The following is a 14,057-nucleotide window of genomic DNA, read 5'->3' on the forward strand; positions in this document are numbered from 1 at the left end:
TGACCAGGTTGTGCAAGACCGAGCGGGACGGCATCGAGGGCACACGTACCCTGTGGATCTGTGAGCCGGACCGTTCGTGAACTCCTGGCGGCCGGGCGACCGACGTGGTCGTTCGAGTTCTTCCCGACCACGACGCCCGAGGGCGCCGCGCAGCTGTGGACCGCGCTGCGCGAGCTCGAGCGTCTCCAGCCGTCGTTCGTGTCGGTCACCTACGGCGCCGGCGGGTCGACCCGGGAGGGCACCGTCTCGGTGACCGAGCGGATCGCCGCCGAGACCACCATGACGCCGCTGGCCCACCTGACCGCCGTCGACCACAGCGTCGCGGAGCTCCGGCACGTGGTCAGCCGGCTGGCCGCCCACGGCGTGCGCAACCTCCTGGCGCTGCGCGGCGACCCGCCGGGCGCGGACCCCCAGGCCGAGTGGGTCGCCCACCCGGAGGGGCTGAGCTACGCGGGCGAGCTGGTCGAGCTGATCAAGTCCATGGGGGACTTCTGCGTGGGCGTGGCCGCCTTCCCGGAGCGGCACCCGCGCTCGCCGGACTTCGACACCGACGTCGAGATGTTCGTGCGCAAGTGCCGCGCCGGCGCCGACTTCGCGATCACGCAGATGTTCTTCCGGCCCGAGGACTACCTGCGCATGCGCGACCGGGTCGCCGCCCACGGCTGCGACGTGCCGATCATCGCCGGGGTCATGCCGGTGACGAACGCGAAGCAGATCAACCGGATCGTCCAGCTGTCCGGTCAGGCCTTCCCGCCGGACCAGGCCGAGCGGTTCGCCGCGCTGGACGGCGACCGCCCCGAGGACAAGGCCGCCGTCCGTGCGTTCGGCGTCGAGGTGGCGACCGAGCTGTGCCGCACGCTGCTGGACGAGGGCGTGCCGGGCATCCACTTCATCACCATGAACCGCTCGACGGCGACGCGTGAGGTCTACGCCAACCTCGTGCCCCAGGACGCGCCTAGTTGTACCTAGCCGCTGACCCGTCCGTCGAGGACAGCGGCCGCGCGGGCCGCCGCCCGGCGCAGGCCCTCCCGCTCGGCGGCGTAGCCACCGAGGACGCCGACCACCGGCAGGTTCGACAGCGCCCGGTACCGCAGCCGGCCCTTCGGCCGGGCGTCGAGGGCGTCGTCGATCCGCCCCGGCAGCCGGGTGGTGCGCCACAGCGTGCGGGCGGTGCCGGGCACCCCCGTGCGGGTCTCCTTCGCGCCGAAGGCGTCCTCGCGGTAGGTGCCCTTGGTGCGCACGAGCAGCGGCTCCACCCGGTCGGCCGGCAGGTCGCGGTCGAGCAGGACCCGGGCCAGCAGGGACACCCGCTCGGCCGGCGCCTGCACGCCGCGTTCGCCGGCGACACCGAGGACGACGACCGCCTGCACCGCCGTCCCGACGGTGTTCTGCAGCGGCAGCAGGTCGGCGAGCTTGCCGGCGAGTCGCGGCGCCGCGGCGACCCCGGCCGCGACCCGCGACACCCGGTCGGCCCACCACTGGTCACGCTGCTCCTGGGGAAGGGCCGGCGGGCGGCCGAGCCGGTGGACCAGTGGCGCGAGCAGCCGATCGACCCGGCGGAGGACGTCGACGACGACGGCGTCGCTGAGCGGGGGAGCCATGCAGGGGCTGTGCCCGGTTCCCGGGCATCGACACACGGGGGCGCTAGCGTGCCGATCGTGATCATGACCGCGGCTGTCGTCTCGATGCTCCTGCTCGGCGCGCTCGCCGTCTTCCAGGGCCTGTTGGTCGCCGGCCTGCCGCTGGGCCGGTTCGCCTGGGGCGGTCGGAGCGAGATCCTCCCGGCCGGCCTGCGTTTCGGCAGCGCCGTGTCGATCGTGCTGTACGCCGTCTTCGCCGTCCTGATCCTGCACGCGGCCGGGGCCGTGGACCTGCTCCCGGCGGGCGTCGTCGGCGTCGCGATCTGGGTGCTGACCGGCTACTTCGCGCTCGGCATCGCGATGAACGCGGCCTCGCGGAGCCGGCCGGAGCGACTGCTCATGACGCCGGTCGCCGGGCTCCTCGCCGCCTGCTGTCTCGCGCTGGCGATGGGGTAGCCCCCCCGTCGTACGGTGGGTCGTGGCCGGACGACGACACGGGCGGGCCGCTCGCTGGGCCGCCGTCGCCGCCCTCGTCGCGGTGCTCCTCGCCCTCCCGCCCGTTCTGCGGCTCCTCCCGGCCTCGGATGCCGCCGTCCCCGCCGCTGAGCTGCGGACCCGGGCGCTGGCCACGGAGTCACTGGGCTTCGCCGGCTACGCCGTGTCGGCCGGCAACCTGGCCCTCCCGGTCACCGACCAGCTCAGCTCGGTCGCCGACCTGTTCTCCGACCGGACGTCGATGCGCGTGTGGTGGCGCGGGCCGCTCGACAACCGCGTCGACGTCGTCACGCCGGCGGGGGAGACCGGCACGCACACCAGGCCCGGGGCGACCTGGACCTGGCAGTACGAGACGGCGACGGCGACCTGGAACGCCGCGAACCCGCTCGAGCTACCGGCACCGCCGGACCTGCTACCCAGCTCGCTCGGCCGCCGGCTGCTGTCGGAGGCGACCGACGCGGAGCTCACCCGCGTCGGCGCGCGACGGGTCGCCGGCCGCGACACCCTCGGCGTCCGCCTCACCCCGACGGCCGATGCCTCGTCCGTGCGCCGCGTCGACGTCTGGATCGACGGCCGCACGGGACTGCCCCTGCAGGTCGAGGTCTTCCAGAAGGGCGCGGCCAAGGTCGCCCTCGACACCCGGTTCCTGGACCTGGACCTCGGGATGCCGGCCGCCCCGGTCACCGCCTTCGCCCCGCCACCCGGCGCGACTGTGCGCGAGGGCCGTGAGGCCGAGGTGGTGCTCGAGGCGGGACGACGGATCCGTCCGGTCCAGCTCCCCGCGTCGCTCGTGGGGCTGCCCCGGCGGGCCCTCGACGGGGTGCCGCCGGGCATCGGCCTCTACGGGCGCGGCGTCACCCTGCTCGCCGTGGCACCCGTGCCCGACCGGCTGGCCTTCGGCCTGCGGGACGCGCTCTCGGCCAGCCCGGACGCGGTCACCGACGAGCTCGGCACCCGGGTCGCCGCCGGGCCGGTCGCGGTCATGATCGTCGAGCCGCCCGGGCGCGGGCCGTACGTGCTCACCGGCACGGTGACCCTCGACGCTCTCGCGCAGGCCGCGCGGCAGCTGCCCGACCTGGAGCCGGCGCCGTGACCGCGGTCATCAGCACCCGCGGGCTCGTCAAGCAGTACGGGCGGCTGCGGGCCGTCGACGGCATCGACCTCGACGTGCACGCCGGCGACGTCTACGGCTTCCTCGGGGCGAACGGGTCGGGCAAGACGACGACGGTCCGGATGCTGCTGGGGCTGGTGCTGCCCACCAGCGGGGAGATCGACCTGCTCGGGGAGCGGATGCCCCGCGCCGGACGGCGGGTGCTGCCGCGGGTGGGCGCGCTGATCGAGGGTCCGGCGCACTACGGGCACCTGTCGGGCCGGGAGAACCTGTCGCTCTTCGACGCCGCCGGCCGGGGCGGGTCGTGGCGCACCCGGCGGCGGCGCGTGGCGGACGCCCTGGAGCAGGTGGGGCTCGGCGGCGTCGGCCGGCGTCCGGTGAAGGCCTACTCCCTCGGCATGCGGCAGCGGCTCGGGCTGGCCGGCGCGCTCCTCCGCCGTCCGGAACTGCTCGTCCTCGACGAGCCGACCAACGGCCTGGACCCGCAGGGCATCACCGAGGTCCGCGAGCTGCTGCTCGAGCTGCACCGCGGCGGGACGACGGTCTTCCTCTCCAGCCATCTGCTCGCCGAGGTCGAGCAGCTGTGCTCGCGCGTCGGCGTGCTCGACCGCGGCCGGCTGGTGCTCCAGGACGAGCTCGCGACCCTGACCGCGCCCACCGGCTCGACGGTCGTGCACACGCCCCTGCCCGACCGGGTGCGCGCCGCACTGGACGGACGGGTCACCGCGATCGACGGCGAGCGGGTGGTCGTGCGCGGGGCGGATCCCGCGGAGGTGAACGCCCTTCTGGTCGGCGCCGGGATACCGGTCACCGGGCTCGCGCTGGAGCGCCCGACGCTGGAAGAGGTGGTGCTGGCCGCCACCGGCACGAGCACCGACCGGGTGGAGGGCCGCCGGTGATCGTCGTCGAGCTGCGGAAGATGTTCCGCCGTCCGCGCACCTGGGCGACGATCGCCGTCCTCAACTCGCTGCCGGTATTCGTGGCGGTGCTGCTGCAGCTGACCGACCTGGCGCCGCGGGCGGGGGAGGGGCCGCCGTTCCTGTCGGCGGTCCTGCGCAACGGCGCGCTCTATCCGCTGGCCGCGCTGGCGATCGTCCTGCCCCTGTTCCTGCCGATCGCGGTGGCCGTCGTCGCGGGCGACTCGATCGCCGGGGAGGCGCAGGCGGGCACGCTGCGCTACCTGCTGGCCCGGCCGGCCGGGCGCACGCGGCTGCTGGTGGCCAAGCTGGTCGCCGTCCTGGCCTTCGTGCTGGTCACGGTCGTCGTGGTGGCCGGCGTCGGTTACGTGATCGGGAAGACGGTGTTCGACGCCCAGCCGATCGGCGGGACGTCGGTGTCGGGCACGTCGCTGACCTCGGGAGACCTCTACGGGCGCACCGTCCTCGCCGTGGGTTACGTCGCCGTCTCGATGCTCGGGGTCGCTGCGTTCGCGCTGTTCTTCTCGACGATGACCGACTCCCCGCTGGGCGCGACGATGGGTGCGCTGGCGGTGCTGGTCACCTCGTCGCTGCTGTTCACCCTGGACGCGGCCTCACCGATCGCGCCCTACCTGCCCACGCGCTACTGGCTGGCGTTCGTCGACCTGTTCCGCGACCCGATCCAGTGGCGCGACCTCACCCGCGGGCTGGCGCTGCAGGGCGTCTACGTGGGCGTTCTCCTGGCCGCGGCCTGGGCGAACTTCACGACGAAGGACGTGACGAGCTAGAACCACGGCTCGCAACGTTCGCCTCGTCGGCGTTTTGTCGGTGGTGTCGGGCAGGGTTCCGGTCATGCCTCGTCGTCGGGATCCGGGCGCGCCTGCGGTGGTGTATCGCACCGCCCGGGTAGGGCTACGGGTGACGGGCGGGCAGCGGCGTCGTCTATTCGGTTTGCTGCGTTCGGGCGGGGACGTGTGGGCGGCGGTGCTGGAACTGAACCAGTGGCGTCGCCGGCGCGGTGACCGGCCACTCGTGGGCTATCAGGAGCTGTGCCGGGAGCTGGCCGCCGCAGGCGACGGCGTGTTCGGGGAGCTGTCCAGCGTCGGAGCTCGTTCGGTGCTGCGGGCGTACTCGGATGCGTGGATGACCGCCGCCCGAGCCCGCAAGGCCCAGAACGCGACCGCCCGCTTCCCGCGGCGCCGCCGCGGGCTGGTGCCGGTGCGCTTCTACGCCGGCACGTTCACCCTCGACAACCCTCGTGGAGACGGCGCGGCCCGGGTGCGGCTGCCGGTCGCACGCGGTCGCCCGCCGCTATGGGTGCGGCTGGCCCGACCGCTGCCCTACCCGGCCGACTCGGTGCGCCTGGTCAACCAGGGCCGGCGGTTGTTCCTCGACCTCACCGCCGAGGTCCCGACGGCCACCTACCCGGATGGGGCGAGGCCGGATCCGGCTCGGGTGGCCGGGGTGGATCTGGGCATCATCCACCTCTACGCGGTCCTCGCCCCCCGCGGCGGTGAGCAAGGGGCGGATGCGGCGCTGCTGGTGTCCGGGCGGGCGCTGCGCGCCGAACACCGGCTGCACCTGGCCGAGGGCAAGGCCCGCGCCCGGGCGACCGCTGCCCGGCCCCCCGGCCCGGGCAGCGAGGCTCTCGCCGGTGGCGGCGCTACCGCGCCCGCAGCCGCACGCTGGAGGGCCGGCACCGCCGCCGGCTGGCCCAGGCCCGCCACGAGGCCGCCAAGGAAGTGGTGGCCTGGGCGGTGCAGCAGCGGATCGGCACCCTGGTCGTCGGCGATCCCCGCGGGCTGCTGGCCCACGACGCCGGGCGGCGGCAGAACAAGGCCGTCCGGGACTGGGCTGTCGGGCACCTGCTGGCCACGCTCACCGACAAGGCGCAGGTCGCCGGTATCGCCGTCGAGGTGGTCGACGAGCGGGGCACCTCCTCCACCTGCCCCGCCTGCCGCGCCCGGGTGCCCAAGCCCCGCGGGCGGGTCTTCTGCTGCCGGTCCTGCCGGTTCACCGGGCACCGCGATCTGGTCGGTGCCGCCAACATCGCCGCCCGCGCCGGGACCACCCCTCGTGGTCCCGGCGTCGGTGGCGCGACCGTTACCGGCGGCCCGCCGGTGACCACGCACCGTCGAGCCGGCCGGCACCTGCCCGGTGCCGGCCGGTCCCGGCGTGATCCCCGCCGCGCACTGCTCACCCGGCCACCCGGCCGGGCGCGGACACCCACCCCTGTGGTGGGGCGCGGTGGAGGGTCCATCTGGCCCGCCGTGGCCCGCCCCCCAGCCGCTATGGCTGCGGGAAGTCGCTCACCGGCACCCGCCGGCGAGGATCAGCAACGCCCCCGCAAGGCGAAAGTTGACTGACACGGCACTAGACGCCCGTCCCGTGCCGGCCTTCCCCGGCGGCGAAGCGGGCGGCGCCCGGCAGGGCGTCGACGGCGAGGGAGGTCAGCCCGTGGGTGAACTCGTTCGCCATCGCCGCGTCCTCGTCGAGTCCGTCCTGCTCGAGCAGGGAGGCGCGGTCCTCGCGCAGGCAGGTCTGCGGAAATGCGGCGATCTGCCGGGCCAGTGCCTGCGCGGTCTGCAACGCCTGACCGGCCGGCACCACGCGGTTGACCAGCCCGATCTGCAGGGCCTCCGCCGCGTACACCGCCCGCCCGGTGAGCACCAGGTCCATCGCCCGGCCGGCGCCGATCAGCCGGGGCAGCCGCACCGTGCCGCCGTCGATCAGCGGCACGCCCCACCGGCGGCAGAAGACGCCGAGGACGGCGGTGTCGCCGGCCACCCGCAGGTCGCACCAGAGCGCCAGCTCCAGGCCCCCGGCGACGGCGTGCCCCTCGATCGCCGCGACGACCGGCTTGCGCAGGCGCAGCCGGGTCGGGCCCATAGGACCGTCGCCGTCGGGCTCGGTGCGGTTGCTCGCCGGCGTGCCGATCGCGCGCAGGTCGGCGCCGGCACAGAACGTGCCGCCCTCGCCGTGGAGGACCGCGACCGACGCCTCGAGGTCCGCGTCAAAGGCGCGGAAGGCGTCGGCGAGCGCGGCGGCGGTGGCGCCGTCGACCGCGTTGCGGGCGTGCGGGCGGGACAGTCGGACGGTCGTCACCGGCCCGTCCCGCTCCACGGTGACCGGCCCGGACGCTGCCCTGTGGCTCATCGCCGGGACGCTACTGGTCAGCCGCCCAGCCGCGCGCAGTCCTGCGGCCCCAGCTCGACGGGGTCGCCAGGCGCGAGCTCGGCCAGCACCATCTGCTGCACCAGCGCCGCGCGGGGCAGGTCGCCGTGCCCGACCCGGGCGTCCGGGCACACCGACTGCACCGGCAGGTTCACCGCCCCGGCCAGCCGCGCGGATTCCGGCGGGGTGACCGTCTCGTCCTGCGTGGTCCAGATCGACACCCAGGTGGGGCCGGGCGGTGTCTCGTCGCCGCGGTTGAGGCGTGCGAGCAGTTCGCTGTCGCTGGCCATCTGCCGGCAGCCCACGGGGCACTGGCCGGGCGCGACGTCACCCGCGAGATCGGCCAGCGAGGTGCCGTGGTGCGGGGAGCCGAGGGTGATGACCCGGCGGACGACGTCCGCGGGCCCTCCGGCCACCCACAGCCGCGCGATCAGCCCGCCCGCCGAGTAGCCGACGACGTCGACCGTCCGGTCGCCGGTCCGCCGTCGGGCCGCGTCGACCGCGCGGCCGAGCGCGTCGGCGGACGCGTTCAGGTCGCCGGTGCCGTCGCCGGGAAGGGCCACCACGGTCGCGTCCCGGCCGGCGGCGGTGAGGACGTCGGCCAGCGGCTGCAGCGCGGCCGTGGACCCGCCGTAGCCGGGCACCAGCAGGACCGGGCCCGGCCGGCCCTGCGGGACAGGTCCGGCGGCCGGGGCCGAGCGCGGGACGAGCGTCGCGATCACGGCGGCAGCGGCGGCGAGCGCCAGCACCAGGAAGCCCAGGACGACGCGGCGTCGGGCGGGGGAGAGACCGGCGAGCACTCCCTTACTGTCCCTGCTGTCGGCGGGGGACGGAGGAGACAGCGTGCTGAGCCGGGAGGACTACCTCGCCGCGTGGTCGCGGTGGCACGGCGACGCCGGCACCGACAGCGCGCTCGTCCGGGGCTGGCTCTCGCTCGCCTATACCCTGGCCCGGCCGGCCGCGCGTCTGTCGCCGCTGGTGGCGACCGCCCTCGGGCTGCTGGTGGCGGCCGGCGCCGTCGTCCCGGCCCGGGCGGGCGGACCGTGGCTGCTGGCCGCGGGGGTGCTGGTCGGCCTGTCCGGGCTCCTCGACTCCCTCGACGGGGCACTGGCCATCGCCACCGGCCGGGCGTCGCGCCGCGGCTTCGTGCTCGACTCCGTCGCCGACCGGCTGACCGAGGTCGCCTACGCGGCCGCCCTGTGGGCCGCCGGCGCGCCGGGGTTGCTCGCGGTTGCGTTCGGCGCGCTCTGCTGGCTGCCGGACTACCTGCGGGCGCGCGCCGGGCAGGCGGGGGTGAGCGAGACGGGTGCTCTCTCGGTGTGGGAGCGGCCGACACGCGTCGTCCTCACCGGTCTCACGCTGGTCGGGGCGGGGGTACTCGCCCTCCTCGATGCCGACCGCCTCGTGGTCGTCTGTGGGGCCGCCGCGGGGTCGGCCCTCGGGGTGATCGGGGTCGTCCAGCTCGGGTTCTCGCTGCGCCGGGCGCTGGCCGACTGAGTCCGCACCCGGTTCCTCTCCTAGAGTTCTCGCAGTGCGCTGCTCCGCAGCGGGCACCGAATCCAGCCAGAGGGAGCGCACCGTGCCCGTCGCCGTCACCGGCTCCATCGCCACCGACCACCTGATGACCTTCCCCGGGAAGTTCGTCGAACAGTTCGTCGAAGGTCAGATGGAGAACGTCTCGCTCTCCTTCCTCGTCGACGACCTCGTGCAGCACCGGGGTGGCGCCGGCGCGAACATGGCCTACGGGCTGGGCCGACTGGGCCTGCGGCCCGTGCTCGTCGGCGCGGTGGGCAGCGACTTCGCCGACTACGAGGCGTGGCTGAAGCGGCACGGTGTCGACACCGAGAGCGTGCACTGGTCGGAGTTCAAGCACACCGCGCGGTTCGTCTGCACCACCGACGCGGCCAACAACCAGATCGCGTCCTTCTACTCGGGTGCCATGTCCGAGGCCGGCGAGATCGAGCTCGGGCCGGTCGAGGCGCGGGTCGGCAGCCTCGACCTCGTGGTGATCGGCCCCAATGACCCGAAGGCGATGGTCCGGCACACCCAGGAGTGCCGTCAGGCCGGCTACCCGTTCGCAGCCGACCCGAGCCAGCAGCTGGCCTGGGCCGACGGCGAGATGATCCGCGAGCTGGTCGACGGCGCGGACCTGCTGTTCACCAACGAGTACGAGTCGCACCTGCTGCAGCAGAAGACCGGGTGGGACGTCGACGAGGTGCTCTCCCGCGTCGGCACCTGGGTCACCACCCGCGCGGCCGACGGCGTCCTCGTCCGGCAGTCCGATGCCGAGCCGATCTCGGTCATCGCCGTCCCCGAGACCAAGCCGGTCGAGCCCACCGGAGGCGGCGACGCCCTGCGTGCCGGGTTCATCGCCGGACGCATGTGGGGACTGAGCCTCGAGCGGGCGACCCAACTGGGCTCCGCCGTGGCCACCGCGGCGGTCGAGGTGGTGGGCACCCAGGAGTACGACCTGCCGAACCCGAGCTTCCTGGCCCGCTTCGCCGACGCCTTCGGCGCCGATGCCGCCGACGAGGTGGCCCCCCACCTGCCCGGCTAGCTGTCGCCCCTGACCTGCTCGCCGATGGCGGGGTCGTCGACCCACTTCGTGAACGGGATGCGGCGGATCTCCTTCACCTCGCCGATCGTCGACCACTCGTTGCCGCCGAGGCGCGCCAGCGGGTGCAGCTCCTCGATCCGCGGACGGCCGTCCCGGACTGCCGTCTCCCACACGGTGATGGCCCGCACCCGGCCGAAGACGACGGTGCTGTCACCGAGCCGGACGGTGGAGTGCAGGGTGCACTCGACGGCGACCGGGGACTCCGCGACGCGGGGCACCCCCACCAGGTCGCTGGGCTCGAGCCGGACGCCGCAGGCCTCGGCCTCGCTCGTGCCCGGCGGGAAGTCGGTGCCCGTGGCATTGATCTGCTCGAACAGGGCCTCGGGCGTCAGGCTGACGGTGAACTCGCCGGTGGCCTCGACGTTGCGCAGCGAGTCCTTCCGGCCGACCGACGTGAACTGCACGACCGGCGGCTCGACGCAGGCCACGGTGTAGAAGGAGTGCGGCGCGAGGTTGAGCACGCCGTCGGCCGAGCGGCTGCAGACCCACGCGATGGGGCGCGGCACCACGACGGAGTTCAGCACCCGGTAGAAGTCGTTCCGCCCCATCTGGTCGGGGTCGAAGCGCACGCGGGCGGGCGAGGAGGGGGAGGTCACGTCCCTATCGTGGCCGGACGCGTCCGAGGTGGCGCGGGCAGGTGGCGGCCGCGCCAGCTCAGCGTGCCGCGGCGATGACCGACCACCGACCGGACCATCAGGACGTCGAGCAGCACCATCGACGCCGGGTGGGCGAGCGCGTCGGGCCACACGCGGCTGCCGGTGGCGGCGGCGGTGACCGCCCGACCGGCGACCCCGGCCGCGTATCCGGCCAGGCCGGCGCGCGATCCGCGCAGCGCCGCCACCGCCGGCACCACCCACACCGCGGTGAGGACGGCCGCGGCGGCGCAACTGGCGATCGGCGAGGCGCCCACCGCTCCCCAGAGCGACTTGCTGTAGCCGTCGCGGAGCGCCGTCCAGCCGTCGTACATCCGGCAGGCGGCCAGCCGTGAACCGTCGACCGGGCCGCCGCGGCCGCCAGTGCGCTTCACCGCCCGCAGGAGCGCGATGTCCTCCAGCACCTCCCCGCGGACCGCCCGGTGGCCGCCGGCCCGCTCGTAGGCACCGCGGTCGAGCACGAGGAACTGGCCGGTCGCCGCGGCCAGCGACGGCCGCCGGGAGCGTTCGGCGAGCCGCACGGGCAGCGTCGTCGCCCACAGCCATGGCACGAGCGGCTGCACCAGACGCTCGGCCCACCCGCGGGCGACCGGCCGCGGCCAGGGAGACACCAGATCGAGGCCGTGCCGCTCCAGGACGGCGACCGCTCCGGCCAGCGCGTCTGGGAAGAGCCGCACGTCGGCGTCGACGAACGCCAGGATGCCGTCGTCCCGCGCTGCAGCCGCTCCGACGGCACACGCGTGCGGCTTGCCGAGCCAGCCCGCGGGGAGCGGTCCGGCGGCGATCAGCCGGACCCGCGGATCGCCCACCGTGCGCACGGCGTCCGCCGTCCCGTCGGTCGAGCCGTCGTCGACCACCACCACGGTGAGGTCGTCGACGCCACGCTGATCGAGCAGGGCGGCCAGGCAGGCGCTCACCTGTTCGGCCTCGTTCCGGACCGGCAGGACCACCGTGACCGGACGGCGCACCGGCGGCGGATCGGCCGGCGGACGGCGGAGCAGCGCCATGTTCAGCGCCGCGTGGGCCGCGCCGGCCACCGAGAGCCCGGCGAGGAGCCGGAGGATGCGCCCGCTCACCGCCCGCGCCTCGCCGTCCAGTGCCGGACTGCCAGCGTGCCCAGCACAGGGGCGGCCAGGACGACGCCCCAGGCGGCGGAGCCGGGCAGCCCGAGCCAGCCCGCCTGGGCCAGCGATCCCCCGACGGTCATCCAGGCGATCGTCAGCAGCGGTGCCGCGTCCCCGATCGCGGGGGAGCCGGCCGCCGAAGCCCGGGACACCAGCAGATCGAGCAGGGTCATGAGCACCCCGCCAGCGAGCAGCCAGCCGGCGAGATTGGTGAGCGGCACGGTGGGGATGCCGGGCAGCCCCGGGGAGGGGTGGAACCAGGTCCAGTACCCCGCCTGCACCAGCTGCGGGTCGAGGAGGACGTCCCATCCGGCGAAGATCGCGGCCGCCACCGCGATGCGTGCGGTGCTCCGGCGGGTCAGTCGGTCGGCGAGGACCCAGCTCGGCCAGGCCATCATCAGCCAGGCAAGGGGGACGAGGAACGGCACGCCGAGCAGGGTGGGACCGAGTGCGTCGCTGTACTCGTAGCGGCCGTAGGGCACACCGGTGGCCAGCCCCAGGGCCTCGAACCCGACCGCGGTGGCCGTCACCAGCGCCACCAGCCCCCCGCCCACCCGGGCGCCCCGGCTCAGGCCGGCATGGGTACCCGAGACCGCGGCGCCCAGCAGGACGAGGGTCCAGGTGACCGCGTCGCGCGCCGTGCCGGAGGTCAGCGGATAGGCGATCGCGGTGAGGACCAGCAGCACGGACAGACCGAGCGGCAGCGCCGCGCGCAGCTCCCGGCCGCCCGCGACCCGGACCGCGACGGCAGTCACCGGCCCGCCCTGCGCAGCACGGCTCGGAGGACCCGTCTCGCCGGCCGCCGGTCGGCCAGCAGCACGCGCGCCGCCGTCCGTCCGGAGTTGCCCGACACCCCGCCCCCCGGGTGGGTCGACGCGCCGGCCAGGTAGAGGCCGGGCAGGCCGGGCACGGTGTGGCCGGACAGCGCGGGCGTGGGCCGCAACCCGAACATGCTGGCCAGCCCCATCTCCACGTGCATGACGTTGCCACGAGGCAGCGACAATTCGCGCTCCAGGGCCAGCGGGGTCTGTACGTACAGTCGCTGTACCGATTCGGCGAACCCGGGCGCGAACCGGTCGACGGCATCGACCAGCCGAGCGGCCTCGGCGTCGGCGAGGTCGTCCCAGTTCCCGCCGCCCGCCAGTTCGTAGGGGTACCACTGGCCCCAGATCGTGACGACGTGCTGCCCGGCCGGCGCGAGCGTGTGGTCGGTGGCGGAGAAGCTCATCGCCAGGGGGACCGGGCTGCTCGGCAGCCGGCCGGCCGCCCAGTCGCCGTGCGCGGCGGCCAGGTCGTGGCGATCGGTGCAGAGCAGCTGCAGGCCCGTGGCGGACACCTCGGGCGCAACGCCCGGATAGACCGGGAGGGCGTCGGTCAGCGCGCGCACGACGAGCCCGAAACCGTTGCCCAGCGGCGGGTCGGCGTCGGCCAGCGCGGCGGGGGCCGCGTCGCCCGCGAGCGCCTTCGTGACGCCGATGTGGCACGCGGCGACCACGGCGTCCGCGCGGATCCGGCGTCCGGAGCCGGTCTCGACGCCGGCGGCGCGTCCGTCCTCGACGAGCAGCCGGGCCGCACCGTCGCCGAGGACGACCCGGCCGCCGTCGGCCTCCAGCCGCCGGCGGAGCGCCGCGGTCAGCCCACCCGAACCGCCCACGGGGTGGCCCGGCGGCGTCCCGTGCAGCAGCGCGGCCCAGCCGACCATCGCGGCGGTGCCCGGCTCGGACATCGGCGGGCCGGACTGGGCGCCGAACCAGGCCAGCGCAGCCTTCAGCCGCTCGCTGGCGAACCATCGGTCGAGCAGCGCGTCGCCGGAGCCGAGGAAGTCCACGGCCAGGTCGCCCCCGGAGGTCCGGGACCGCCCGTCGGACGGCGCGCCGAGCGGCCAGAACGAGCGGATCAGCCCGGCGGGCGTGGGACGTCGTCCGAACGAGGCCGCCACGGCCCGGCTGCGACGGGACCACACCGCCACGAACTCCCGGTAGGCGGCGGCGTCGGCCGGGCCGCAGGCCGCGGCGATCGACGCGCAGGTGGCGTCCAGGTCGACCGAGAACACCAGGGGACGCCCGTCCGGGCCGGGAGCGCCCGGGGTGGGGGCGGGTGCGAAGCCCCACGGGTCGCAGTCGACGTAGCGCAGGCCGTGGGCGGCGAGGTCGAGCTCCTCGACGATGCCGCTGGACCGGATGATCACGTGCGCGCTGGACCCGCGGTCGACCCGCACACCCGGCCACCGCTCTACCGTGGAGACCGCGCCGCCGAGGACGTCGTCGGACTCCACGACCTCCACCGACAGCCCGGCGCGGGCCAGGTAGCAGGCGGCGACCAGCCCGTTGTGCCCCGAGCCGATGACGACGACGTCGACGCCCTCGGCCGCTGGGGACGACCCCAC

15 protein-coding genes are annotated in these 14,057 nt (G+C 75.3%); 8 read left to right on the forward strand and 7 right to left on the reverse strand.

What is annotated here, in order from left to right:
• The first annotated feature begins 60 nt into the window (after positions 1–60).
• A complete protein-coding gene (gene metF / locus AC2H4J_RS16530) occupies positions 61–969 on the forward strand; it encodes a methylenetetrahydrofolate reductase [NAD(P)H] (protein ID WP_487465973.1) in 909 nt (302 codons plus the stop codon).
• Here the strand turns inward: metF and AC2H4J_RS16535 are convergent.
• Complete coding sequence (locus AC2H4J_RS16535) at positions 966–1,601, reverse strand: hypothetical protein (protein ID WP_487465974.1); 636 nt, start codon at positions 1,599–1,601, stop codon at positions 966–968. The two genes, metF and AC2H4J_RS16535, sit on opposite strands and share 4 nt — an antisense overlap.
• 63 nt (positions 1,602–1,664) lie before the next feature.
• Between AC2H4J_RS16535 and AC2H4J_RS16540 the strand changes: the two genes are divergently transcribed.
• The 5 genes from AC2H4J_RS16540 to AC2H4J_RS16560 all read left to right on the forward strand — a co-directional run bounded on the left by AC2H4J_RS16540 (position 1,665) and on the right by AC2H4J_RS16560 (position 6,469).
• Complete coding sequence (locus AC2H4J_RS16540; RefSeq protein WP_487466221.1) at positions 1,665–2,036, forward strand: hypothetical protein; 372 nt, start codon at positions 1,665–1,667, stop codon at positions 2,034–2,036.
• A gap of 22 nt (positions 2,037–2,058) precedes the next feature.
• Complete coding sequence (locus AC2H4J_RS16545) at positions 2,059–3,168, forward strand: LolA family protein (RefSeq protein ID WP_487465975.1); 1,110 nt, start codon at positions 2,059–2,061, stop codon at positions 3,166–3,168.
• Positions 3,165–4,085 carry an ABC transporter ATP-binding protein gene (locus AC2H4J_RS16550; protein ID WP_487465976.1) on the forward strand — a complete coding sequence of 307 codons (921 nt, stop codon included), beginning with the start codon at positions 3,165–3,167 and terminating at the stop codon, positions 4,083–4,085. The genes AC2H4J_RS16545 and AC2H4J_RS16550 overlap by 4 nt, the downstream gene beginning before the upstream one ends.
• Entirely contained in the window at positions 4,082–4,891 is an 810-nt protein-coding gene (locus AC2H4J_RS16555; protein ID WP_487465977.1) for an ABC transporter permease, read from the forward strand. The genes AC2H4J_RS16550 and AC2H4J_RS16555 overlap by 4 nt, the downstream gene beginning before the upstream one ends.
• A gap of 921 nt (positions 4,892–5,812) precedes the next feature.
• Positions 5,813–6,469, forward strand: a complete 657-nt coding sequence (locus AC2H4J_RS16560; protein WP_487466222.1) for a zinc ribbon domain-containing protein — start codon at positions 5,813–5,815, stop codon at positions 6,467–6,469.
• A 7-nt stretch (positions 6,470–6,476) separates the two neighbouring features.
• Here the strand turns inward: AC2H4J_RS16560 and AC2H4J_RS16565 are convergent, their stop codons facing one another.
• The gene (locus AC2H4J_RS16565; RefSeq protein ID WP_487465978.1) at positions 6,477–7,259 is read right to left on the reverse strand and encodes a crotonase/enoyl-CoA hydratase family protein; all 783 of its coding nucleotides are present in this window, start codon (positions 7,257–7,259) and stop codon (positions 6,477–6,479) included.
• Positions 7,260–7,276: 17 nt separating this feature from the next.
• Complete coding sequence (locus AC2H4J_RS16570; protein WP_487465979.1) at positions 7,277–8,077, reverse strand: esterase/lipase family protein; 801 nt, start codon at positions 8,075–8,077, stop codon at positions 7,277–7,279.
• A gap of 43 nt (positions 8,078–8,120) precedes the next feature.
• Here AC2H4J_RS16570 and AC2H4J_RS16575 point away from each other — a divergent pair, with 43 nt between their 5' ends.
• Positions 8,121–8,774 (forward strand): CDP-alcohol phosphatidyltransferase family protein, encoded by a 654-nt coding sequence (locus AC2H4J_RS16575; protein ID WP_487465980.1) that lies wholly within the window; start codon positions 8,121–8,123, stop codon positions 8,772–8,774.
• 82 nt (positions 8,775–8,856) lie between these two features.
• A complete protein-coding gene (locus AC2H4J_RS16580) occupies positions 8,857–9,834 on the forward strand; it encodes a carbohydrate kinase family protein (protein ID WP_487465981.1) in 978 nt (325 codons plus the stop codon).
• Here the strand turns inward: AC2H4J_RS16580 and AC2H4J_RS16585 are convergent.
• Genes AC2H4J_RS16585 through AC2H4J_RS16600 form a run of 4 tightly spaced genes read right to left on the reverse strand, consistent with a single transcriptional unit; the run spans position 9,831 to position 14,057 of the window.
• Positions 9,831–10,490, reverse strand: coding sequence for a flavin reductase family protein (locus AC2H4J_RS16585; RefSeq protein WP_487465982.1), 660 nt, complete (start codon positions 10,488–10,490; stop codon positions 9,831–9,833). The genes AC2H4J_RS16580 and AC2H4J_RS16585 overlap by 4 nt on opposite strands.
• Entirely contained in the window at positions 10,487–11,623 is a 1,137-nt protein-coding gene (locus AC2H4J_RS16590; RefSeq protein WP_487465983.1) for a glycosyltransferase family 2 protein, read from the reverse strand. The genes AC2H4J_RS16585 and AC2H4J_RS16590 overlap by 4 nt, the downstream gene beginning before the upstream one ends.
• Positions 11,620–12,426 (reverse strand): carotenoid biosynthesis protein, encoded by an 807-nt coding sequence (locus AC2H4J_RS16595; RefSeq protein ID WP_487465984.1) that lies wholly within the window; start codon positions 12,424–12,426, stop codon positions 11,620–11,622. Before AC2H4J_RS16595 ends, AC2H4J_RS16590 begins: the two co-directional genes overlap by 4 nt.
• Positions 12,423–14,057 carry a phytoene desaturase family protein gene (locus AC2H4J_RS16600; RefSeq protein ID WP_487465985.1) on the reverse strand — a complete coding sequence of 545 codons (1,635 nt, stop codon included), beginning with the start codon at positions 14,055–14,057 and terminating at the stop codon, positions 12,423–12,425. Before AC2H4J_RS16600 ends, AC2H4J_RS16595 begins: the two co-directional genes overlap by 4 nt.

The sequence above is a fragment of the Blastococcus sp. OS1-29 genome (assembly GCF_057628075.1).

Coding starts and splice junctions, on each gene's coding strand:
- AC2H4J_RS16535 (WP_487465974.1), bottom strand. CDS start 1,601: ATGGCTCCCCCGCTCAGCGACGCCGTCGTCGTCGACGTCCTCCGCCGG.
- AC2H4J_RS16540 (WP_487466221.1), top strand. CDS start 1,665: ATGACCGCGGCTGTCGTCTCGATGCTCCTGCTCGGCGCGCTCGCCGTC.
- AC2H4J_RS16565 (WP_487465978.1), bottom strand. CDS start 7,259: ATGAGCCACAGGGCAGCGTCCGGGCCGGTCACCGTGGAGCGGGACGGG.